Consider the following 20,067-nt stretch of genomic DNA (forward strand, 5'->3'; position numbering starts at 1 on the left):
CTCCCCCTCCACCCCCGCTTCGCGGCGGTCCCCCTCCCCGAGACAAGCTCGGGGAGGAACAAAAAAAGGGAGGCACAGCCTGCGCCGTGCCTCCCCTTCATCTCGCTTGTGGGAGCGACCTCATCCCATCAGGGCGATGGCCTGCTCCTCGCTGAGCACTTCGGCGTACTTCTTCGACAGGTCGAACAGGTTCGCCTCGTGCGGGCGCTCGTCGCGGTCGCCGCAGGCGTCCGCCACGACCAGCGGAACGAAGCCGTTCTGCAGCGCATCGAGCGCCGAAGCGCGCACGCAGCCCGAGGTGGAGAAGCCGGTGATGAACAGGCTGTCCACGCCCATGCTGGTCAGCGTCGCCGCCAGCGAGGTGCCGAAGAACGACGAGGCGTACTGCTTCGTCACCACAACTTCGTCGGCACGCGGCTGCAGCGTATCCGGGAAGGCGCCGAGCGGCGAGCCCTCCAGGAAAGCCTCCAGCGCGGGCACCTTCCTGTAGAACAGCCCGCCGTCCTTGCCGCCCGCGCGGTAGACGACGTTGGTGAAGATCACCGGCACCCCCGCCTTGCGCGCCGCTTCCGTCAGGCGCTCGCACGAGGCGAGAGCCGTCTCGAAGCGCGGCGAGTAGAGCGGCTGGCCGGGCGTGAGATACGCCACGACCACGTCCACCAGCAACAGCGCCGGCTTCTTGCCGGGCTGCAGAGCCCCGCCGAAGCCGCCACGGTTGTAGTCGTCGAGAAGGTCGCTCACTCGGCGGCCTCCGCGAATTCGACGGTAGCCCACTTGGGCGCGGTCGGCGCAGGCAGGCCGGTTTCGGCGAGGCAGTTCGCGCGCAGCGTCTCGATGTCGGGGCCGAAGTCGAACACGCCGATTGCACCGCGCTCGGTACGCAGCTTCTCGCGCAGCGCCGAGGTGGCGGCTTCATCGACCGCGCCGTCCGTGATGACGACGCCGTAGTCCTTCGCGCCCTCGGCGGTGACGAGGCCCTGGCCGATTTCCTTCAGCACCAGCGCGGGGTCACGGTCGAGCGGGTCGCCCCAGCCGCCGCCGCCCCAGGTGATGAAGTGCAGCACGTCACCGGCCTCGACCGGGTAGTCCTCCAGCTTGTTGCCGACGACGATCTCGGTGCCGTCGGCCTTCACCAGCAGCTTGCGCGCGCGCTTGCCCGGGTGGCCGCCGTTGACGCCCCAGGGCGGCACGAACCAGCGGTCGTCGTGGATGGCGATCACGCCCGGCTCAAGGAAGCGGTAGACCATGTTGATGCCGTTGCCGCCGCGATGCAGGCCCGCGCCGCCCGAATCCGGCACCGTCTCGTACTTCTCGATGACGAGCGGGAAGTAGCGCTCCAGGAACTCGTTGGGCACGTTGGTGAAGCCGGGGAACAGCGAGTGCCCGTCCGGCCCGTCGCCCAGCGGACGGCCGGGAATGCCGCCGAAGCCGATCTGGAACAGCTGGAACCACTTTCCGGCCTTGTCGGTGCCTGCGTAGAACAGGTGCGGGCTGGACGAGAAGCCGGCGGCGTTGAGGAATTCCGGGGTCTTCTGGCCCAGCAGGCCGCCCAGGATGTCGAACAGGCGGCCCAGCACGTGGGTGCGGCCCGAAAGCGCGGCCGGGAACTTCGGCTTGAGCAGCGAGCCTTCCGGAATGCGCACGTCGATCAGCGGATAGTAGCCGTCGTTGAACAGGATCTGCGGATCGAAGACCATGATCATGTAGATTCCGAAGAACATGCGCATCATGTTCTCGTTCAGGAACATGTTGATCGAGGCCTGGCTCTGCGGATCGGTGCCGTCGAAGTCGAGGACGACGCGGCCGTTCTCGCGCCACATCGTGCACTTGATCTTGTACGGGCCGAAACCCATGCCGTCGTCGCAGATGTAGTCCTCGAACGAGACCTTCTCCTCGCCGATCGAGCTGGCGATCAGCTGCTGCATCGCGCGGAAGTTGCGGTCAAGCAGCAGGTCGGTCGCCGAGACGAAGACGTCGTCGCCGAAGCGCTCGGCCATTTCCACCACGCGGTGGGCGGCGACGCGGCACGAGGCGATCAGCGCGTTGAGGTCCGCCTTGCACCACGCCGGGGTGCGCGACTGGTGCATGACCAGCTTGATCAGGTCCTCGTTGTATTCACCCTTCTTCCAGATCTTGACGGGCGGGATGCGCACGCCTTCCTGGAAGATCTCGGTGGCGTGGATCGGCATCGATCCGGGCACCATGCCGCCAATGTCGCTCTGGTGGCCGAACATCGAGGTATAGGCGATCAGGCGCCCGTCCTTGAACACGGGCAGCAGCACGAGCCAGTCGTTGCAGTGGCTGATCGCGCCGCCGACCGAGTAGGGGTCGGACAGGAAGATCATGTCGCCGTCTTCCACGGTGCCGTCGAAGCCGTCGAGGAATGGGCCGATGTAGGAGCCGAACTGGCCCACGATCATGCGGCCCTGATGGTCGGCGATCAGCGGGAAGGCGTCGCCCTGTTCGCGGATGCCGGGCGACATGGCGGTGCGCACCAGCGTCGCGTCCATCTCGACGCGGGCATTGCGCAGCGCGTTCTCGATGACTTCGAGGGTGACGGGGTCGATATCGACCTTGTTGAAGGGCGTTTCGTTAGCCTGGATGATACGTGCGGGCATTGGTTCTCTCCCCTCAGGCCAGGTTGATCAGGATGTTGCCGACGGCATCGACGGTGCCGACGCAGTCGCCTTCGATGAGCGTGGTCGAGTCCATCTCGGTGACGATCGCCGGGCCCTTGATCACGTCTCCGGCGCGCAGCTTGGCGCGGTCGTAGATCGCGGCCGGGGCCATGGCGCCGTTGAACCACAGTTCGTGATCGCGCACCTTGGCGTCGATCGGGTCGCCGTTGCCTTCGGGCAGGCGCAGCGCCTCCAGTTCGAGCAGCGGCCCGAGCGCCACGGCGCGCAGGTTCACCAGCTCGTGCTCGGTGTCCATGTTGAACGTGAACAGGCGCTCGTGCTCGGCATCGAAGCGCGCCTTGACGCCTGCGAGACCATCGGCCTTGAGCACGTCGGGGCTGATCGAGAGCGGCACTTCGAAGGCCTGCCCTTCATAACGCACGTCGAGTTCGAACTGCACGGTGACGTCGGCGTCGGCGATGCCTTCGGCGGTCAGTTCCTTCGTGGTCTGCGCGGCCATCTCTTCCAGCAGCGTGATCACCTCGGCTTCCTCGGTTTCCGAGAAGCGCTTGGAGAACGAGCGCGCCGTCTCGGTGCGCATGCGCGTGGTGGCATCGCCCAGCGCGCAGAGCACGCCCGGCGAGACCGGCGAGACTGCGGGCCACGAACCCATCAGCTTGGCCACGGCGTTGACGTGGAGCGGACCGGCGCCGCCGAAGCCCATCACCGCGAAGTGGCGCGGATCGTAGCCCTGCTGCACCGAGATCATGCGCAGCGCGCCGAACATGTTCTCGTTGACGATGTCGATGATGCCGCGCGCGGCTTCCATCAGGCCGATGCCCAGCTTGTCGGCGATGGTCTGCACCGCCGCCTTGGCGCCTTCGCGGTCGAGCTTGAAGGTGCCGCCCAGCAGGTTCTCGGGCAGGTAGCCGAGCACCACGTTGGCGTCGGTCACGGTCGGCAGCTTGCCCCCCTTGCCGTAGGCCACCGGGCCCGGCACCGCGCCCGCCGACTGCGGGCCGACGCGCAGCGCGCCGGTCAGTTCGGGCACGTAGGCGATCGAACCGCCGCCCGCGCCCACCGTCTTCACGTCCAGCGCCGAGGCGCGGACCGAGAGGTGGCCGACTTCGGTGGTGCGAACGCGGCGCGCCTCGAGGTTCTCGATCAGCGCCACGTCGGTGGAAGTACCCCCGACGTCGAGCGTCAGGATGTTGCGGATGCCGGAGTTCTTGCCGACCCACAGCGCGCCCGTGACGCCGCCTGCGGGACCGGACATCAGCAGCGCGACCGGATGCTCCTCCGACTTCTCGGAGGACATGAGCCCGCCATCGGAGCGCAGCAGCGAGAGCGAGCCCGCCATGCCGCCGGAGCGCAGGTTGTCGCGCAGGTTGCGCACGTACTTGCCCACGACCGGGCGCACCGCCGCGTTGGCGACGGTGGTGAGGGTGCGCTCGTATTCCTGCATCTCGGGCAGGACAAGGTGGCTGAGCGAGATCGGCACGTCGGGCATGATCTCGGCCGCCAGCTGCGCCACGCGCTTCTCGTGCGCGCCGTTGAGGTAGCCGTTCATCAGGCTGACCGTCAGCGCCTCGACGCCCTGCGCCTTCAGCTTCTCCAACGCGGCGCGGATACCGGCTTCGTCGATCGGGCGGATCTCGCGCCCTTGCGCATCCATGCGCCCGGCGATCTCCACGGTGTCCTCAAGCGCGGCGAGCGGTTCGGGCTTGGGCCACACGATCCAGCCGGCGAGGCCGCCGGGCACGAACGAGCGTGCGATCTGCATGACCTGGCCATAGCCCTCGGTGACGACGAGGCCGACGCGCGAACCCTTGCCTTCGAGCACCGCGTTGGTCGCAACGGTCGTGCCGTGGAGGAAGTACTCGATGTCCGCAGGCGTGATTCCTGCCTTCTCGCAGATCGCGCCGAGACCGTTGAGGATGCCTTCCGAGCTGTCATGCGGGGTGGAAGGCGTCTTGTGGCGCCAGAACGAGCCGTTCTTCTGATCGAGCAGCAAAAGGTCGGTAAACGTCCCACCGACGTCCACCCCCAGGCGATAAGTCATGAACCCAATCTCCGTTAGATTGGTATCTAGCAAGCATCGCGGGGGCTGCAATGACAGGGTTGTGCCCCCAACTGACCGGCAGGTGGAGAAGCCTGATCACGCTGCGGAACGATTGCAGCGCCATGCCGATCCGCGCGACTCCAAAGTCTTGTTGAGATTACCGCTCAATACACTTTCGGACAGCTTGATGCAGGCGCGGCAAAGTCCTGCGACACCGCCCCGTCATACCGGCCCAATCGAAACCCGACGATGGACGCCGCCAGATGACCCGCCTGCTCCCCGCCTTCGCAGCCCTTGCCGTATCCTCGGCCATCCTGACGAGCGTGGCCGCCGTCGCAACGCCGCCGAGCGTGCCGATCATCGGCGCCGAAAAGCCGGTGTTCCTGGGCCGCATGGTGGTGACCGCGACGCCGCTCTGACACGGCAACATCCAATACCGCAATTCCCCACCAGTCGATAAATCCTCGATTGGTGACCAGAGGCACCAGCCTCGATTTGCCGCGCGCCCGGTGTGAGGCAGCCTCGACGTCGAACCCCGCAAATGGACCCGGCCCCAACAATTCGGGCCGTCCATCCGGATCGACAGAGAGGTAGACCGAATGCCGCTTACCCGTACCACCGGCAGCTACGTGATGGGCCCCAGCGACGACCGCTCCAAGTGGGTCGAGTGGGAGAACTTCATCGTCTCCACCAACCCCGACGGCACCCATACCGCGCAGTCGATGACGCGCTTCCCCGGCACTTCGCTGGTGCGCCACGTCACCCAGACCGTGAACACCGAATTCATGCCGATGGACGGGCACCTCCGCCTGTTCGTCGGCAGCGAGTTCCAGGGCGTTCTGGTGCGCCGCGTGGTCGGTGACGAGGTGACGTCGCTCCTCATCGCGCCCGACGGCAGCCCGATCGAGCAGGCCCAGCTTCCCGGCGGCGCCGACCTCGTCCTCGGCTACCACCCCACCGTCGTCGAGGGCTGGAAATTCACCCAGTGCGACCGCGCGGTCGAAGGCACGCAGCACGTGCGCATCCTCACCACCTCGGCCACCTGGAACGGCGGCCAGATGACGCACGGCAAGGAAGTGACGCTGGCCATCGAGTACATCGGCGAGGAGGAGATCGAAGTCCCCGCCGGCAAGTTCGTCTGCGACCACTACCTCTGGCACACCGGCGCGATCGACGCCGACATCGAGGTCTGGACCACCGGGCAGGACCGCATCTGCGCCCGCGTGATCGGCCATGCCAAGGGCGTGACCTACGAACTGGCCGAATTCGACCAGAAGAGCTTCGGCGACACCCTCGAATTCGACTTCTGATCCGAAAGGCGCGCACGATGCTACGGGTAGCTACAGCACAGTTCGAAACCGGCAAGGACACCGACCGCGTTCTTGCCGACATCCTTCGCCTTGCCGACGAGGCGGCGGCGGGCGGGGCCAGGCTGGTGCACTTCCAGGAGTGCTGCAACTACCCCACCTCCTACACCGACCGCGAACACGCATGGCGCGAGGCCGTTACCCTCGAAGGTCCGCTGGTCTCGGCGATCCGTGCCAAGGCGCGCGAGCATGGCCTGTTCATCGGCTTCAACGCCGCCGTGCGCGGGCCATTCCCCAAGGCATGGATGGTCAACCACCTGATCGGCCCAGACGGGGAATACATCGGCTCCAACAAGAAGCAGGTGCTGATGTGGATCGAGCGCGACGCGTTCTTCCCCTCGGACGAGGACGGGCGCGTCTACGACACCGAAATCGGGCGCATCGGCATGATATCCTGCATGGACGGGCTGGTGCCGGAAACCTCGCGCACGATGGCGTGCCTGGGGGCGGACATCGTGCTCAACTCGCTGTGCTCGAACGGGGTGGATGAGGCGAACCTGCACATCCCGGCGCGCGCGGCCGAAAACGGCTATTTCATGATCTCCGCCAACCGGGTGGGGGACATGGTCAAGGGGCAGGACCTGCAGGACCTGATCGACGCCGCAGGCATGACCCGCGACTTCGTGAAGGGCGCAGGGGAAAGCCAGGTGGTCGGCCCGGACGGCATGCCGCTGGCCCGCGCGACGCATGACGACATCGGGCTGGTGTTCGCCGACATCGACCTGTCGACGCTGGAACGCGAAGACCGCATGGCGCGGCGGCGGCCCGAACTCTACACGCTGATGGGCGAGGACAACGCCGCGCTGGCGGCGCTCGCCGAAGACCGCGCGCCAGCGGGGAAAGTCGCGCTGACGACCATCGTGCCCGGCGGCGCGACGTTCGACGAACGGCTGGCGCAAGCCCGCGAAATGATCGCCTCGGCCCCGGCCGGACTAGCGGTGCTCCCCGAATTCTTCGCGTGGGATCTCGGGGACGACACCCGCCTGGACGAAGCAACCGCAGCCCTCATCAAAGCCGCCGCCGAAGCCCGGACCTACCTCGTCGCCGGTCTGCCGGGGCGCGAGCATGGCAAGCGCGTCAACCGCGCCGTCCTCTTCGGCCCCGAAGGCGTGATCGGCGAATACGGCCAGATCCACGCCGATCCCGGCTCGAACGACATGGCGCTGGGTGACGATCTGCCGGTCTTCGACCTCCCGTTCGGCCGCCTCGGCCTGCTGCTGGGCGAGGACCTGCTGTTCCCCGAGGCTGCCCGCGTGCTCGCCCGCAAGGGCACGGACCTCATCGCCTGTCCGACGGCATGGCGCGAGGACTGGCATCACGAACTCATGCTTACCGCGCGTTCGGCGGAGAACCACGTCACCATCGTCAGCGCAGGGCGCTCCGACAGCCTTTGCGCGAAGCCCGGCACCGTCTGCACGACCCCGCCGGAATACCGCTTCCCGCAGACCAAGGAAGTCAACGCGCCGGACCGCCACATGGCGCCCTCGCTCACCGGCGCGTTCACCGTGGAGGTCGACCTCGCCCCCAACCGCGACAAGCGGCTGATGGGCGCGACCGACCTCATCATGGACTCGCGCCCGGAACTCTACGGCGCGATCCTGGCGCTGCGCGAAAGCGTCCCGGCGTGAGCCGCCCGTCCATCGGCACCCTGCGCGGCGCGGCCAGCCTCGACGATGAGAGCTACGTCGATTTCGTCGAGGGAATGCGCGCCTTCAACCTTTCGCGCATGGTCCCGCGCCTCGTCCAGTCGGGCGACGCGATCGGCGCCGGGATGGCCGCGCAGTCGCCCCGGCCGCGCGTGCAGGACCTGTTCACCGCGCTCGACCACGTGCCCGCCGCACAGATGGCGCGGCGGATGATGCGCTCGACCCAGATGATGATGTGGCGCGGCACCGGCGACACCTATCGCCGCATCGCGGGCGAACTGGAGGACTGGCTGAAGCAGGCCGAGGCCGCCGCCCCCCACCTGCTGCGCATCGACCCGGCCTTCGCCTATCCCGACTACTTCCGGGCGCAGGACATCCACCTGCAGCCGGGCAACTACCACGACGACGCGCTCGCCGGGTTCGTGTTCCACTACGGCTCCAAGGTGTTCTTCACCGGCGGCAACGACGACGACCGCCTGCACAACGTCATGGCCGCATGGTGCCCGATCGACGGCTCTCCGCAGCGCATCGTCGATCTTGGCTGCGGCGTCGGCCAGTCCACCACCGCCTTCAAGCTGCGCTTCCCCGAAGCCGAGGTCCACGGCATCGACCTTGCTGCGCCGATGCTGCGCTACGGCCATGCCCGGGCGCGGGAACTGGGGATCGAGGTCCACTTCACGCAGGGCGACGCCGCCGCGCTCGATTTCGCCGACAACAGCGTCGACGCGGCGCTGGCGATGATCCTGTTCCACGAACTGCCGCCCGAAGTGGCCGAAGGCGTCGTGAAAGAGGCCGCGCGCATCCTGAAGCCGGGCGGCACCTTCACCATCATCGACTTCCCGCACATCGCGGCCGAAGAACTCAGCGGCCGCCACTGCATGCGCCTGTTCGACAGCTGGTACAACGGCGAGCCCTACGCCCCCGCCTTCGTCCATTCCGACTTCACCGCGCTGCTGAAAGCGCACTTCGGCGACGTCGATCCCGACTACCGCCCTGCCGCCACCTCCACCGGAGCGCTGCAGATCCGCGTCTGCAGGAAAACCGCATGACACCCGACGAAGTCACCGACCTGCGCCGCTGGCTGGACAAGAGCGAGGGCCTTGCCGACGGCCGCCCCTTCCTCGGCGACCGCCGCCTCGACGCGATGATGGACGTCATGCTCGAAATGGCGGCGCAAGTCTGGGTGCTCAAGCGCCGCAACGCCGTTCTGGAAGGCGTCCTCGCCGCACAGGGCGCGCTCGATCCCGAGGCGATCGAGAGCTTCACCTTCACCCCCGACGAAACCGCCGCGATGCGCGAAAGCCGCGCCGCCTTCGTCTCCACCATCTTCCGAAGCCTCGCCGAGCTGCCGCTCGCGCCCGAGGCCAGCCAACAGGAGCCGTCATGATCCCGACCATCGATACCGCGCCCGTCAACTTCAAGCGCGGCTATTCCAGCTGCTTCCTCGGCCAGCTCCACTACCGCGAGCATGGCGAGGGCGAGCCGGTCCTGTGTCTCCACCAGGCCCCGCAGTCGAGCGGCATGTTCGACACCGTGCTGCCGATGCTGGGCGAGCACTTCCGCGCGATCTGCATGGACACCATCGGCTACGGCATGTCCGACCTGCCCGGCCGCCTCGTCGAGCCCGAGGAATATGCCCGCACCATCGTCGAATTCCTCGACGACTTGGGACTGACCGATCCGATCTCGGTAATCGGCGTCCACACCGGCGCCTACTTCGCCACCCAGCTGGCGGCGCAGTATCCGGAGCGCGTCAAGAAGTTCGTCCTCTCCGGCCCGGTGCTGCTCCACCCGGACGAGGGCGTGGTGCCGATGCGCGCGCCCGCGACCATCGCCGAGGAGGACGGCAGCCACCTGACCCGCCTGTGGCAGCTGCGCTGGAAGAACGTTTCGCCGGTGAACAACCTCAAGGCGTTCGAGAAGCTCTACGTCGCCGCCCTCACCGCCGGGGAGAACGCGCAGGCATCGTATTACGCGGCCAGCAAGCTCGACACGCTCAAGCAGTTGCGCTTCGACGTGACGGTGCCGGGCTTCATCGTCTGGGGCGACAAGGACCTCTCCGCGCCGGGCATCATGAAGTGCCTGCATTTCCTGGAAGGCAAGGTGCCCGACTACCGGATCGAGGGCGGCACGCTCGACACCATAGAGGAGTTCCCGGAGGAGTGGACCGAAGCCTGCGTCCGCTTCCTCAAGGAAGGCTGACGGAGTTGGCCCCGCATTCGCAGACCGGCCATCCGAAGCTGGGGGACTTCGCCGCGTCGAGCATGGCGGACGCGCAGGGCAAGTGGCTGCTGCGCGAGAACCCCGCCCGGCCTGACGAACTGGCCGGGCGCATCCGCCGCGACAGTCCCGCCGACGTCCTCGCCGCCGCCTCTGCCGCAGCGGCCGCACAGAGGGAATGGGCCGCGCTCGACTTCGAGACGCGCGCGGATACGCTGCGCATGGCCTTCGGCGCGGTGGAGGGCATGGACGCCCTCGCCCGCACGATGGCGAGCGAGATGGGGAAGCCGGTGGGCGAATGCGCCGGGGAAATCCGCTTCGCGCTAGCCTTCGCCGCCGACATGGAGGGCCGCGCCCGCCGTCTCCTTGCCGACGACGTTCGCGGCGAAGGACCGGGGCGGCGCGTGGTGCGGCGCGCGCCATATGGCGTCATCGCGGCGATCGTGCCGTGGAACGCGCCGATCATCCTCGCCATGACCAAGATCGCGCCCGCCCTGCTATCGGGCAACGCGGTGCTGGTGAAGCCCTCCCCCTTCGCGCCGCTGACCTTGAGCGCCATCGTCGCCATGATCGCCGCGCACCTGCCGCCCGGCCTGCTGCGCGCCGTCAACGGCGGCGCCGAGACCGGCGAGGCACTGATCGGCGCTCCCGAAGTGGCGAAAGTCGCCTTCACCGGCGGCGGCACGGTGGGCCGCGCAGTGCTGGAACAGGCCAGCCGCCGCTTCATCCCCAGCGTGATGGAACTGGGCGGCAACGACCCGCTGATCGTGCTGGAAGACTTCGAGCCGACCACCGCGCGCATGGAAGCGCTCGTCTGGGCCAGCTTCCTCAACGCCGGGCAGGTCTGCATGGCGGCCAAGCGCCTCTACGTCCACGAAGCCGTGGCCGACCGCTTCGTGGACGCCTACGTCGAGACGGCGCGGCGCCTGCTCCACATGGGCGACCCGCTCGACCCGCGCACCAACATCGGCCCGGTCATCAGCGCGCAGGCGCAAGGCCGCATCAGCCGCGTCGCGGCGCAGGCGCGCTGCGACGGGGGCATGGTCGTGCCGCTCCTGAACGACTTCTCCGACTACCCGGAGCAGGGCTATTTCGTGGCCCCCCAGCTCGTCACCGGCCTGACTGACGATGCGGAACTGGTCCGCGACGAACAGTTCGGGCCGATCGTGCCCGTGGTCACCTGGCGCGACGAAGCCGATGTGCACCGCTGGGCCGCCACCGGGGACTGCCTCAGCGCCTCGGTCTGGTCATCCGACGCCGAGCGGGCATGGGACCTCGCGGCCTCGCTGCCGGCCGGACTGTGCCTCGTCAACGCACACAACCGCAGCGGCTTCTCGTTCGACCTGCCGTTCGGCGGCTCGGGACCGAGCGGCTTCGGGCGCGAGTACGGCGATGAGGGGCTGCTCGAATACTCCATGCCCAAGGCCCTGCACCAGCCCGCGACCGGCTCGGTGGCAAGCGCCTATCCGGGGAAAAGCTGATGCTCGAAGCGACCTACGACGCCGCCATGACCTCACCCCCGGCACGCACCCCGCGCGTCAGCCTTGCCACCCGGCTCGGCTATGGGAGCGGGGCAGTGGGGGCGCAGATCTTCCGCGACACCCCTGCGCTGATCCTGCCGATCTACATGATCACCGTGCTCGGCATCCCGGCGTGGATGGCGGGCATCGCGATCCTGATCCCCAAGGCGTGGATCGTGTTCTGCGACCCCCTCGTCGGCGGCTGGTCGGACCGGCGTGCCACCAGCTGGGGCCGCGCCCCCTTCCTCGGCGCGGGCGCGCTGCTTTCGGGCCTCGCCTTCGTGCTGATGTTCAGCGCGCCGGACTTCTCTTCCCCGCTGGCCAGCGCAGCCTACATGTCGCTCGCCTTCGCGCTCGCCTCGACCGCCTACAGCCTGTTCTCGGTGCCCTACCTCTCGGTCGCGTCCGAGATGAGCGAGAGCCCGCGCGAGCGCACGACGATCCTCGCCTATCGCCTTGTCTTCCTGGCCGTCGGCGTCGCCATCGGCGCGGGCTATGCGCTGCCGGTGGCGCAGTGGCTGGGCGACGGCTGGCACGGCTTCAACCGCATGGGGATGCTCTACGGCCTCGTCTGCCTAGTGAGCATGGGCGTCACCTGGGCGACCGTGCGCCGCACCCGCCTCATCACCCTGCCCCGCCCCGAAGGCGCGACCGGCAAGGCCGACATCCTCGCCTTGTGGCGCAACCGCGGCTTCGTGAGCCTGGCCACCACCTATTTCTTCGCGCTGACCGCGCAGGGCATGACTTATACCGTCTTCGGCCTGTTCTTCCTCTACGTCCTGCACGATGCGGGCGCGCTGGCGATCGTCAACGTCTTCGCCGCCGCTTCGGTGCTGGTAGCCCAGCCGCTGACGGTCTGGCTGAGCCGCCGCTTCTCCAAGCGCGCGCTGTTCGTCACCGGAGTGCTCGGCTGGTCGCTGCTGTGCCTTTCGTGGATCACCGCCGGGCCGACCGAGAACGGCTGGATCGCCGCCCACCTCGGCATCCCCGCGCCGGGAATCGTGCTGATGGCGCTGCGCGGGTTCCTGTGGGGCCTGTTCAACTCGATGTACCTGCTGATGGCGCTGTCGATGCTGACCGACACCATCCAGCACGACCGCGAGACCACCGGCGCATCACGAGCGGGCGTCTATTCCGGCGTGTTCAGCGCGCTGGAGAAAGTCGCCTTCGCGCTTGGCCCCGCGATCACCGGCGTGCTGCTCAGCCTCGGCGGTTTCGTCGGCGCCAAGGGCAGCGGCGCGGTGCCGCAGACGCCCGGCGCCCTCACTACGCTGGTGCTCTGCTTCGCGGTCTATCCGGCCGTACTCAAGGCGCTGAGCCTCCTCGCCTTCATCCGTTACCGGGGACACTGATCCGATGACCGCCGATCCCTCTCTCGCCCCCTCTGCAGCCCGGCGGGACTCCCACAATTCCCTGCGCCGCGCCCTCGTCGAGCGCCTGCGCGACGGCCGTACGGACCTGGCCGAGACCGTCATGGAGATCGACGCCCACGCCTACGTCGATCCTGACCGCCATGCCCGGGAGCGCGAGGCGTTCCGCAAGCTGCCGATCATGGCCTGCCTTTCGCTCGACGTGGCGGAGCCGGGCGACAAGCTGCTGTTCGATGCCCTCGGCCCCGAGATCGTGATCCTGCGCGACGGCGAAGGGCAGGTACGCGCTTTCCTCAATATGTGCCCGCACCGCGCCGCGCGCCTCGTGACCGAATGCGACAGCCGCAAGCGCATGACCTGCCGCTTCCACGGCTGGACCTTCGACCTCAAGGGCAAGCTGATCGGCCTGCCCGGCGCGGAGGGCTTCGCGGGCATGGAGCGCGAGGCGCGCGGGCTGGTCGAGCTGCCGGTGGCCGAATGGGCGGGCATGGTCTTCGTGCGCGCCGATCCGGAGGGCGGCCTGATCGACGTGGCGGAATGGCTCGGCCCTTTCGCGGCGGAACTGGAGCACCTCGAACTCGGCCGCGCCCGGCCGATGCGCCGCAGCCGGCTGGAAACGCGCACCAACTGGAAATGCGCCTGGGACACCTACTGCGAAAGCTACCATTTCGCGACCCTGCACGCGACCACGGTAGCGCCGCGCCTCGTCTCCAACGTCATGGCGCTGACCCCGTTCGACCGCCACGCCCGCATGGGCTTCCCGCGCAAGGACTGGTATGCGCTCGCCGACGCGCCGGAGACGGAGTGGCCGGACGAGAACTTCGGCGGCAACTACTTCATCTTTCCCAACATCAACCTCAACGTCTCCTCGGGTCCGAACGGGGAGATGTTCTACGGATTCTACCACCTCTACCCCGGTGAGACGTCCGGCAGCACGGTGACGCGCATGGCCACCTATCGCCCCGGCCACGCCGACGGCCCGCAGCCGGACGAGGACTGGCAGGTGCTCCACGGCTTCATCGAGGATGTCGTGCGGACGGAGGACTACAGTGTCTCGGAGGAAGCCTACCGCAACCTGTCGAACGCGCCGGAGGGGTTCAGCGCCGTGTTCGGGGCGAACGAGATTCTCGTGCAGAAATGGCACCGCGACTGGGCGGATCAACTGGAAGAACTGGGGTTGGGTGAGGCCTGAGAGGCCCACCCCGCTGCGACTAGGCGATAAATCGCCAAGTCTCGCGCCCCTCCCGCGAGCGGGAGAGGGAACCTAGCGCCACCCTATCATCCCCCTCCCGCTTGCGGGAGGGACAGGGGTGGGCCTCCCTACGCCAGCCCTCACCCCCGTCGTTCCAGATAACGCCCATACCCCCCCGCGCCCGTGACCCGGCCATCCTGCATGATCGTCTCCCCGCGCAGGATCGCCCGTACCGGCCAGCCCCGCAGGGTCCAGCCTTCGTAAAGGCTATAGTCCGAATACGAAGCCAGCGCCGCAGGATCGACCACGCGGCTCTGCTCGAGGTCCACCAGCGTCACGTCCCCATCTGCACCGGGAGCCAGGCTGCCCTTGCCCTTCATGGAAAATATCTCCGCCGGACGGCTGGTGAGCAACTGCGCGATCCGCTCCAGCGACAAGCGCCCCTTGTGATACCCCTGGTCGAGCAGCACCGGCAGGATCGTCGCCGTGCCGGGGAAGCCCTGCGATGCCTGCCAGACCGGCTTCTCCTTGGTGGCGCGCTTGCGGGGTACGTGGTCCGAAGCGACGACGTCGATGGCGCCGTCGGCCAGCCCTTCCCATAGCGCCGCGACGTCGTCCGGGCTGCGAAACGGCGGGTTCGCCTTGCCGATGGGGCCGATGTCCGCATCCCAGTCGTGCGTCAGGAAGTGCGGGCAGGTCTCCACCGTCACCCGGTCGTAGCGGCCCCGCCAGCGGCGCACTTCGTCCAGCGCCATGCGCGTGGAAATGTGCGGGATATAGATGCGCGCGCCCAGCTTTTCCGCCAGATAGAGCGCGCGGATGGTGCTTTCCGCCTCGGTGATCGCGGGCTTGGAGAGGTTCCAGTCCTTCAGCGTCATGCCGCCCCCGGCGATGCTGGCGCGGCGGAAGCGGTTGACCAGTTCGATGTTCTCGGTGTGGACGACGATGGTGACTTCGCCAAGGCTCGCGGCCTTTTCCAGCAGCGCGTAGAAGTACCCGTCGTCGGTCCCGTCAAGGCCGAGGTAGCGGCCTTCCTCGCCCTTGAAGTTCATGAAATACTTGAACGACGTGACGCCGTAGTCGGCGACGTAGCGCTCCATTTCCTCGACGTGCCGCTCGCTGGCGACGGAGAAGTGGAAGCCGAAATCGACGTGCGACCGCTCGCGGGCATGGGCATGTTCGGCGTCGAAGATGTCGCCGTAGCCTTCGCTCGACAGAAAATAGCCAAGGATCGACGTGAAGCCGCCGATGGCCGCATGCTGCGTCTCGGTGGTGTATTCGGTAATCGGTTCCCCGAACCCGAAATGGACATGTGTGTCGATGAGGCCGGGGAAGACGTGCAGTCCCGTGGCATCGATCGTTTCGCGCGCCGTAACTCCGCTGCCGGAGGCGAGGCGCGCGGCGATGCGGCCATCGGTGATGGCGATGTCGCCCTGAGCGATACCGCCGACGGGATCGACGATGGTGCCGTTGGCGATCAGGAGGTCGAAGCCGCTCATTGCAGGTCCTCTTTGGATGGGGGCATCGTGCCCTCGGGTACGTGGAGCCACGGAAGCAACGCGGCGATCTCGCCTGCCTCGCGCCGCTGGACGATGACGGTGAGGTGCGGCGCGGCACCGTCGGCGGACGGCGGGGCGTCGGTCACCGAGAACCGCGCGCCGACGCCCTGCACCAGCAACAGGCGGCCGCGCGTCCGGGCCAGCCCCTTGCAGCGCAGCAGGTCCGCGCCCAGCCGGTGATCCAGCGCCGCCGCGAAAGCCGCGAGGCCGGAGCGGGTGACCGGCTCGCCCAGGGGAAAGCTCCAGGCCCGCACGCCATGGCTATGCGCCGCGTGATCGTCCGTCACGGCAGGCCGCGCCCCGCGCGAAGGGGCCAGCAGCAGCGCCGGATCAGCGAGGACGTCCGATGCGGTGACCACGTCCGCCAGCGGATTGGCCCCAGCGATCCAGACGCATTCCTCGGGCGCGAGGGGATCGCGCAAGTCCAGCTTGGTCAGCACCAGCCGGTCGGCCAGCACCAGTTGGCGCAGCGCTTCCGGGTGACGCTCCACCTGCGTGCGGCCGCCGAGCATGTCGAGCGCGGTGACGACCACGCCCAGCGACAGGAAATGCGACAGCAGCGGGCTGCGGCGGACCACTTCCATGATCGGACCGGGATCGGCGAGCCCGGTCGTCTCGATGACGATGCGCCCGAACCTCGGCAGTTCTCCGCCAGCGCGGCGGCGCACGAGATCCAGCAGCGTTTCGGGAAGCGAGTCGACCACGGCGCAGCACAGGCAGCCGCCCTCCAGCAAGGCCACCTGCCCAGGCGCGGTTTCGACGAGAAGGTGGTCGAGCCCGATCTCGCCCAGCTCGTTCACCACCACGGCGGTGTCGCGAAAGGCGCCTTCCGACAGCATCCGGTTGAGCAGCGTCGTCTTGCCGCTGCCGAGGAAGCCGGTCAGTATCTCCACAGGGATGCGCTCGTCTGGCGTCATCCGGGCAGACTAGGCCGGCACGCGCACAGGCCAGCCCCGATGCGCCGCTTTACCCGCCAGCCGAACAAACTCCGCCTGCCGGATAGCGCCCGCGCGCCGCCTCCCGCGTGGCCACGGCAGCGATAGTCTCCGGCCTCATGACCAGACACGAATTCAAGCTGCGCCTATCTTCACCAAACGGGGCAGACAAGCGCGCCGTCCTGCTGCCGGGCGTCGCCAATCCGCTGGCCGCCCGCGTGGCGCAGGATCTTGGCTACGAGGCGCTTTACGTCACCGGCGCGGGCGTGGCGAATACCGAGCTGGGCCTGCCCGACATCGGCATCCTCGGCCTGTCCGACATGGCGCAGGCGGTGGAGCGGATCGCCGCCGTAGTGGACCTGCCGCTGGTGGTCGATGCCGACACCGGATACGGCAATTCGGTCAGCTGCTATCACGCGGTGCGCCGCCTCGAGGCGGCCGGCGCGGCGGTGATCCAGATCGAGGATCAGGTCTTCCCCAAGCGCTGCGGCCACTTCGAGGGCAAGGACGTGGCCCCCGCCGCCGAGATGATCGGCAAGATCAAGGCGGCGGTGGACGCCCGGCGCGACGAGAACACGCTGATCATGGCCCGCACCGACGCCAAGGCGGTGGAAGGCTACGAAGCCGCCATCGAGCGCGCCAGCCGCTATGCTGAGGCGGGCGCCGACATCCTCTTCGTCGAGGCGCTGACCACCGAAACCGAACTGCGCGACGCGCCCGGCCGCAATCCCGGCCTGCCGCACCTCGTCAACGTGGTCCACGGCGGCAAGACCCCGCCCTTCCCCGCAAGCGAGTTCGAGGCGATGGGCTACGGCCTCGTCCTCTACGCCAATGCCGCGCTGCAGGCTTCGGTGCTGGCGATGCAGCAGGTGCTGGGCGCACTGAGGGACGACGGTTCGCTGCAGAACGTGGGCGATCGCCTCGCCGACTTCGTCCAGCGCCAGAAAGTTGTGCGCACCGCAGAGTGGGACGCGATGCGCCTTCACTACGAAGGCGACGTGAAGCCATGACAAGCCCCCCGGATCGACCATGGACCGGAATCGTCTCCGAGGAGGAGGAGCGCCGCTACCGCGCCGCCGGTTTCGGTCGCCCGGGCGGTCTCGGCAAGCGCCCGGCGCTGCTCATCATCGACGTGCAGTACCGCACCATCGGCACGCGCGAGGCGCCGTTCTGGGACTCCATCGAGGAATTCAAGACCAGCTGCGGCGATGCCGGGTGGGAGGCGGTGCGCCACATCGCCCCGCTGCTGGCGAAGTTCCGCACACTCGCCCTGCCGGTGCTCTACCCCCATGTCGCGCCCAAGGAGGCGTTCGATCAGGGGCGCCTTGCCGCCAAAGTCCCCGAACTGATGACCATCGGCGCCGAGGGCTATCGCTTCGTCGAGGACGTCGCGCCGCTCCCCGGCGACGTGCTGCTGCCCAAGAAGCACCCTAGCGCCTTCTTCGGCACCCCGCTCGCCAGCTACCTGATCGACCTGGGCTGCGACAGCGTGGTCGTCACAGGTTGCACCACCAGCGGCTGCGTGCGCGGCAGCGTGGTGGACGCCTTCGCCTACAACTTCCGCGTCACCGTGCCCGAGGAATGCGTTTACGACCGCAGCCCCACGGCCCACGCGGTGAACCTGTTCGACATGGCCTACAAGTACGCGGACGTGGAACCGCTGGCGCAGGTGCTGGCAGCGCTGGACGGATTGAACGCATGAGCGACACGCCTGAACTCCCCCGCCCCGAACTGGCCCGTACCGTGCGCGGCAAGCGTCCCGAGTTCTTCGCGACCGAGGGCGTCGACGAAGTGCTCTCGATGGTGCTGGTGCTCGCGCAGGAACTGCACGTCGTGCGCGAAAGGCTCGACACCGCCGAGCGGGTGATGAGCCGCCACGGGATCGACCTCGCCGCCGAGATCGAGGCGCTCCAGCCCGACGATGCCCTGCTGCGGACGCGCGAGCAGGCGCTTCAGGACTTCTACGGCAGGCTCTTCCAATTCTCGCGCCAGCGGCGCAGCGAACTCGAACACAAGTACAGCGACCGGACCTACCGCGAGACGCTCGACAAGGTCGCGACAGGAGACATTTGATGCAGCACAATTGGCCCCGCCGTCATTACGCCGACGGTCCGTTCGGGCAGGTCCATTTCCAGGAGACGGGTGAAGGCCCCGCGCTGCTGATGTTCCATCAGGCGCCGATGACCTCGGGCCAGTTCGACAACGTCTACGCCCCGCTTGCGGCACGCGGGTATCGCGCGATCGGCATCGACATGCCCGGCTTCGGCATGTCCGACCCGACGCCGGACACTCCGACTGTCACCGATTATGCGCAGGTCATCCCCGCCGTGCTGGGCGCGCTGGGGATCGAGCGCGCGGCCCTGCTCGGCCACCATACCGGCGCGCTGGCGGCAACCGAGGGCGCACTGCTGTTCCCCGACCGCATCGCCGCGCTGATCGTCAACGGCCCGCTTCTGGTCAGCGCCGCGGACCGCCAGAACTTCCTCGACAACCTGCATCAGTGGGAACTGGGCTACCACGCGCGCGAGCATGCCGGGCACATGGCGGAACTGTTCGACATTCGTAACAACCTTGCCAGCGGCACCATCCCGCACGCGCGCCTCAGCGACTACGTGGTGCAGGCGCTGATCGGGCGCGGCGCCTTCTGGTACGGCCACAACGCCGCCTATATGTACGATCAGGAACCGCAGCTGGCGCAAGTGAAACAGCCGACGCTGATCCTGTCGAACACCGGCGACATGATCTTCGACCACGCGCAGCGCGCATCCGAACTCTTCCCTCATTTCGGCTTCGCCGCGCTGGAGGGCGGCGGCGTCGATATCGTCGACCAGCAGCCCGAGGCATGGGCCGATGAAGTCGCGAAGTTCCTGCGCGGAGCGGGTTGGCAGTGATCCCGCGCCGGGTCCTGCTCGTCGGCGCGACGCAGGGCCTCGGCCTTGCGCTTGCGCAGCGATACCGCGCCGAAGGGTGGGACGTAGTGGCGACCACCGTGGTCCCCTCCCCGGCGCTGGAGGCGCTGGACGGCATCACCGTCCTGCCGCTCGACATCACCGACGAGGGGCAGGCGCTCGCCCTTCGCGACAGCCTAGCCGGGCAGCGGATCGACGTGCTGCACATCGTCGCGGGCATCCTGCCTCAGGGCGACGCGCCGATCTGGGAGCGCGCCGACGAGGAGGTCCTGCGCGTCCTCAAGACCAACGCCATCGGCAGCGTACGCCTCGCCACCCTGCTGGAACTGCTGGTGCCCGAAGGCGGCACATTCGCCTTCACCAGTTCGGGCATGGGCTCGATGGTGCGCAACACCCTGGCGGGCGCGGACCTCTACCGCGTCAGCAAGGCGGCGCTCAACATGCTGGTGCGCAGCTTCGCCGTTACCCACGGCGGGAAGCGCGCGGTCCTCATCATCTGCCCCGGCTGGGCGAAGACCGAGATGGGCGGCGCCGACGCCACCGTCGAAGTCGCCGACAGCGTGGACGGCATCTACCGCCTCGTCAGCACTGCCCACCCCTCGGCCGATGGCGCCCCGTTCCTCGAATACACCGGGGACACCGTTCCCTGGTGAGCTTTTCCAAAGGACC

General features: G+C 68.1%; 19 protein-coding genes. 14 read left to right on the forward strand and 5 right to left on the reverse strand.

All coding sequences use genetic code 11. The features are described from left to right. Nucleotides 1-120: 120 nt before the first annotated feature. The 3 genes from ACYPYD_RS11880 to ACYPYD_RS11890 are packed head-to-tail and all read right to left on the reverse strand — an operon-like array spanning nucleotide 121 to nucleotide 4,680. The gene (locus ACYPYD_RS11880) at nucleotides 121-741 is read right to left on the reverse strand and encodes an isochorismatase family protein (protein ID WP_036526979.1); all 621 of its coding nucleotides are present in this window, start codon (nucleotides 739-741) and stop codon (nucleotides 121-123) included. Next, nucleotides 738-2,618, reverse strand: a complete 1,881-nt coding sequence (locus ACYPYD_RS11885) for a hydantoinase B/oxoprolinase family protein (protein WP_036526980.1) — start codon at nucleotides 2,616-2,618, stop codon at nucleotides 738-740. Before ACYPYD_RS11885 ends, ACYPYD_RS11880 begins: the two co-directional genes overlap by 4 nt. Before the next feature lie 13 nt (nucleotides 2,619-2,631). Next, nucleotides 2,632-4,680 (reverse strand): hydantoinase/oxoprolinase family protein, encoded by a 2,049-nt coding sequence (locus ACYPYD_RS11890; RefSeq protein WP_036526982.1) that lies wholly within the window; start codon nucleotides 4,678-4,680, stop codon nucleotides 2,632-2,634. A gap of 263 nt (nucleotides 4,681-4,943) precedes the next feature. Here ACYPYD_RS11890 and ACYPYD_RS11895 point away from each other — a divergent pair, with 263 nt between their 5' ends. From ACYPYD_RS11895 to ACYPYD_RS11935, 9 genes are all read left to right on the forward strand, one after another. Beyond that, nucleotides 4,944-5,099: a hypothetical protein gene (locus tag ACYPYD_RS11895; protein WP_155986305.1), complete on the forward strand. Its 156-nt coding sequence runs from the start codon at nucleotides 4,944-4,946 to the stop codon at nucleotides 5,097-5,099. A gap of 180 nt (nucleotides 5,100-5,279) precedes the next feature. Further along, complete coding sequence (locus tag ACYPYD_RS11900; RefSeq protein ID WP_036526983.1) at nucleotides 5,280-5,990, forward strand: hypothetical protein; 711 nt, start codon at nucleotides 5,280-5,282, stop codon at nucleotides 5,988-5,990. A 17-nt stretch (nucleotides 5,991-6,007) separates the two neighbouring features. Further along, on the forward strand, nucleotides 6,008-7,675 hold the full coding sequence (locus ACYPYD_RS11905; protein WP_459663314.1) for a nitrilase-related carbon-nitrogen hydrolase: 1,668 nt from the start codon (nucleotides 6,008-6,010) through the stop codon (nucleotides 7,673-7,675). Next, on the forward strand, nucleotides 7,672-8,742 hold the full coding sequence (locus ACYPYD_RS11910) for a class I SAM-dependent methyltransferase (protein ID WP_051586929.1): 1,071 nt from the start codon (nucleotides 7,672-7,674) through the stop codon (nucleotides 8,740-8,742). The genes ACYPYD_RS11905 and ACYPYD_RS11910 overlap by 4 nt, the downstream gene beginning before the upstream one ends. Next, nucleotides 8,739-9,080 (forward strand): hypothetical protein, encoded by a 342-nt coding sequence (locus ACYPYD_RS11915; protein WP_036526986.1) that lies wholly within the window; start codon nucleotides 8,739-8,741, stop codon nucleotides 9,078-9,080. Before ACYPYD_RS11910 ends, ACYPYD_RS11915 begins: the two co-directional genes overlap by 4 nt. Beyond that, nucleotides 9,077-9,895 (forward strand): alpha/beta fold hydrolase, encoded by an 819-nt coding sequence (locus ACYPYD_RS11920; protein WP_051586930.1) that lies wholly within the window; start codon nucleotides 9,077-9,079, stop codon nucleotides 9,893-9,895. The genes ACYPYD_RS11915 and ACYPYD_RS11920 overlap by 4 nt, the downstream gene beginning before the upstream one ends. Before the next feature lie 5 nt (nucleotides 9,896-9,900). Next, nucleotides 9,901-11,394 (forward strand): aldehyde dehydrogenase family protein, encoded by a 1,494-nt coding sequence (locus ACYPYD_RS11925; RefSeq protein WP_051586931.1) that lies wholly within the window; start codon nucleotides 9,901-9,903, stop codon nucleotides 11,392-11,394. After that, on the forward strand, nucleotides 11,394-12,785 hold the full coding sequence (locus ACYPYD_RS11930; protein WP_051586932.1) for an MFS transporter: 1,392 nt from the start codon (nucleotides 11,394-11,396) through the stop codon (nucleotides 12,783-12,785). Before ACYPYD_RS11925 ends, ACYPYD_RS11930 begins: the two co-directional genes overlap by 1 nt. A 4-nt stretch (nucleotides 12,786-12,789) precedes the next feature. Further along, complete coding sequence (locus tag ACYPYD_RS11935; RefSeq protein ID WP_459663315.1) at nucleotides 12,790-13,995, forward strand: aromatic ring-hydroxylating oxygenase subunit alpha; 1,206 nt, start codon at nucleotides 12,790-12,792, stop codon at nucleotides 13,993-13,995. Nucleotides 13,996-14,135: 140 nt separating this feature from the next. Here ACYPYD_RS11935 and ACYPYD_RS11940 read toward each other — a convergent pair whose 3' ends face one another. Continuing rightward, nucleotides 14,136-15,494 (reverse strand): dihydroorotase, encoded by a 1,359-nt coding sequence (locus ACYPYD_RS11940; RefSeq protein ID WP_459663317.1) that lies wholly within the window; start codon nucleotides 15,492-15,494, stop codon nucleotides 14,136-14,138. Then, nucleotides 15,491-16,471 (reverse strand): CobW family GTP-binding protein, encoded by a 981-nt coding sequence (locus tag ACYPYD_RS11945; protein WP_081799068.1) that lies wholly within the window; start codon nucleotides 16,469-16,471, stop codon nucleotides 15,491-15,493. The genes ACYPYD_RS11940 and ACYPYD_RS11945 overlap by 4 nt, the downstream gene beginning before the upstream one ends. A gap of 137 nt (nucleotides 16,472-16,608) precedes the next feature. Here ACYPYD_RS11945 and ACYPYD_RS11950 point away from each other — a divergent pair, with 137 nt between their 5' ends. Genes ACYPYD_RS11950 through ACYPYD_RS11970 form a run of 5 tightly spaced genes read left to right on the forward strand, consistent with a single transcriptional unit; the run spans nucleotide 16,609 to nucleotide 20,051 of the window. Next, the gene (locus ACYPYD_RS11950; RefSeq protein WP_051586934.1) at nucleotides 16,609-17,499 is read left to right on the forward strand and encodes an isocitrate lyase/PEP mutase family protein; all 891 of its coding nucleotides are present in this window, start codon (nucleotides 16,609-16,611) and stop codon (nucleotides 17,497-17,499) included. Further along, nucleotides 17,496-18,191 (forward strand): isochorismatase family protein, encoded by a 696-nt coding sequence (locus tag ACYPYD_RS11955; protein WP_036526991.1) that lies wholly within the window; start codon nucleotides 17,496-17,498, stop codon nucleotides 18,189-18,191. Before ACYPYD_RS11950 ends, ACYPYD_RS11955 begins: the two co-directional genes overlap by 4 nt. Continuing rightward, nucleotides 18,188-18,562, forward strand: a complete 375-nt coding sequence (locus ACYPYD_RS11960; RefSeq protein ID WP_036526992.1) for a hypothetical protein — start codon at nucleotides 18,188-18,190, stop codon at nucleotides 18,560-18,562. The genes ACYPYD_RS11955 and ACYPYD_RS11960 overlap by 4 nt, the downstream gene beginning before the upstream one ends. Further along, entirely contained in the window at nucleotides 18,562-19,380 is an 819-nt protein-coding gene (locus ACYPYD_RS11965) for an alpha/beta fold hydrolase (protein ID WP_036526993.1), read from the forward strand. Before ACYPYD_RS11960 ends, ACYPYD_RS11965 begins: the two co-directional genes overlap by 1 nt. After that, a complete protein-coding gene (locus tag ACYPYD_RS11970) occupies nucleotides 19,377-20,051 on the forward strand; it encodes an SDR family oxidoreductase (RefSeq protein ID WP_051586935.1) in 675 nt (224 codons plus the stop codon). The genes ACYPYD_RS11965 and ACYPYD_RS11970 overlap by 4 nt, the downstream gene beginning before the upstream one ends. Nucleotides 20,052-20,067: the final 16 nt, after the last annotated feature.

It is taken from the genome of Novosphingobium sp. 11B, from assembly GCF_054589055.1.

Bases quoted from the DNA above. Each gene is read 5' to 3' on its own strand.
- ACYPYD_RS11885 (WP_036526980.1), bottom strand. From the start codon at position 2,618: ATGCCCGCACGTATCATCCAGGCTAACGAAACGCCCTTCAACAAGGTC.
- ACYPYD_RS11890 (WP_036526982.1), bottom strand. From the start codon at position 4,680: ATGACTTATCGCCTGGGGGTGGACGTCGGTGGGACGTTTACCGACCTT.
- ACYPYD_RS11895 (WP_155986305.1), top strand. From the start codon at position 4,944: ATGACCCGCCTGCTCCCCGCCTTCGCAGCCCTTGCCGTATCCTCGGCC.
- ACYPYD_RS11900 (WP_036526983.1), top strand. From the start codon at position 5,280: ATGCCGCTTACCCGTACCACCGGCAGCTACGTGATGGGCCCCAGCGAC.
- ACYPYD_RS11905 (WP_459663314.1), top strand. From the start codon at position 6,008: ATGCTACGGGTAGCTACAGCACAGTTCGAAACCGGCAAGGACACCGAC.
- ACYPYD_RS11915 (WP_036526986.1), top strand. From the start codon at position 8,739: ATGACACCCGACGAAGTCACCGACCTGCGCCGCTGGCTGGACAAGAGC.
- ACYPYD_RS11920 (WP_051586930.1), top strand. From the start codon at position 9,077: ATGATCCCGACCATCGATACCGCGCCCGTCAACTTCAAGCGCGGCTAT.
- ACYPYD_RS11930 (WP_051586932.1), top strand. From the start codon at position 11,394: ATGCTCGAAGCGACCTACGACGCCGCCATGACCTCACCCCCGGCACGC.
- ACYPYD_RS11935 (WP_459663315.1), top strand. From the start codon at position 12,790: ATGACCGCCGATCCCTCTCTCGCCCCCTCTGCAGCCCGGCGGGACTCC.
- ACYPYD_RS11940 (WP_459663317.1), bottom strand. From the start codon at position 15,494: ATGAGCGGCTTCGACCTCCTGATCGCCAACGGCACCATCGTCGATCCC.
- ACYPYD_RS11945 (WP_081799068.1), bottom strand. From the start codon at position 16,471: ATGACGCCAGACGAGCGCATCCCTGTGGAGATACTGACCGGCTTCCTC.
- ACYPYD_RS11950 (WP_051586934.1), top strand. From the start codon at position 16,609: ATGACCAGACACGAATTCAAGCTGCGCCTATCTTCACCAAACGGGGCA.
- ACYPYD_RS11955 (WP_036526991.1), top strand. From the start codon at position 17,496: ATGACAAGCCCCCCGGATCGACCATGGACCGGAATCGTCTCCGAGGAG.
- ACYPYD_RS11960 (WP_036526992.1), top strand. From the start codon at position 18,188: ATGAGCGACACGCCTGAACTCCCCCGCCCCGAACTGGCCCGTACCGTG.
- ACYPYD_RS11965 (WP_036526993.1), top strand. From the start codon at position 18,562: ATGCAGCACAATTGGCCCCGCCGTCATTACGCCGACGGTCCGTTCGGG.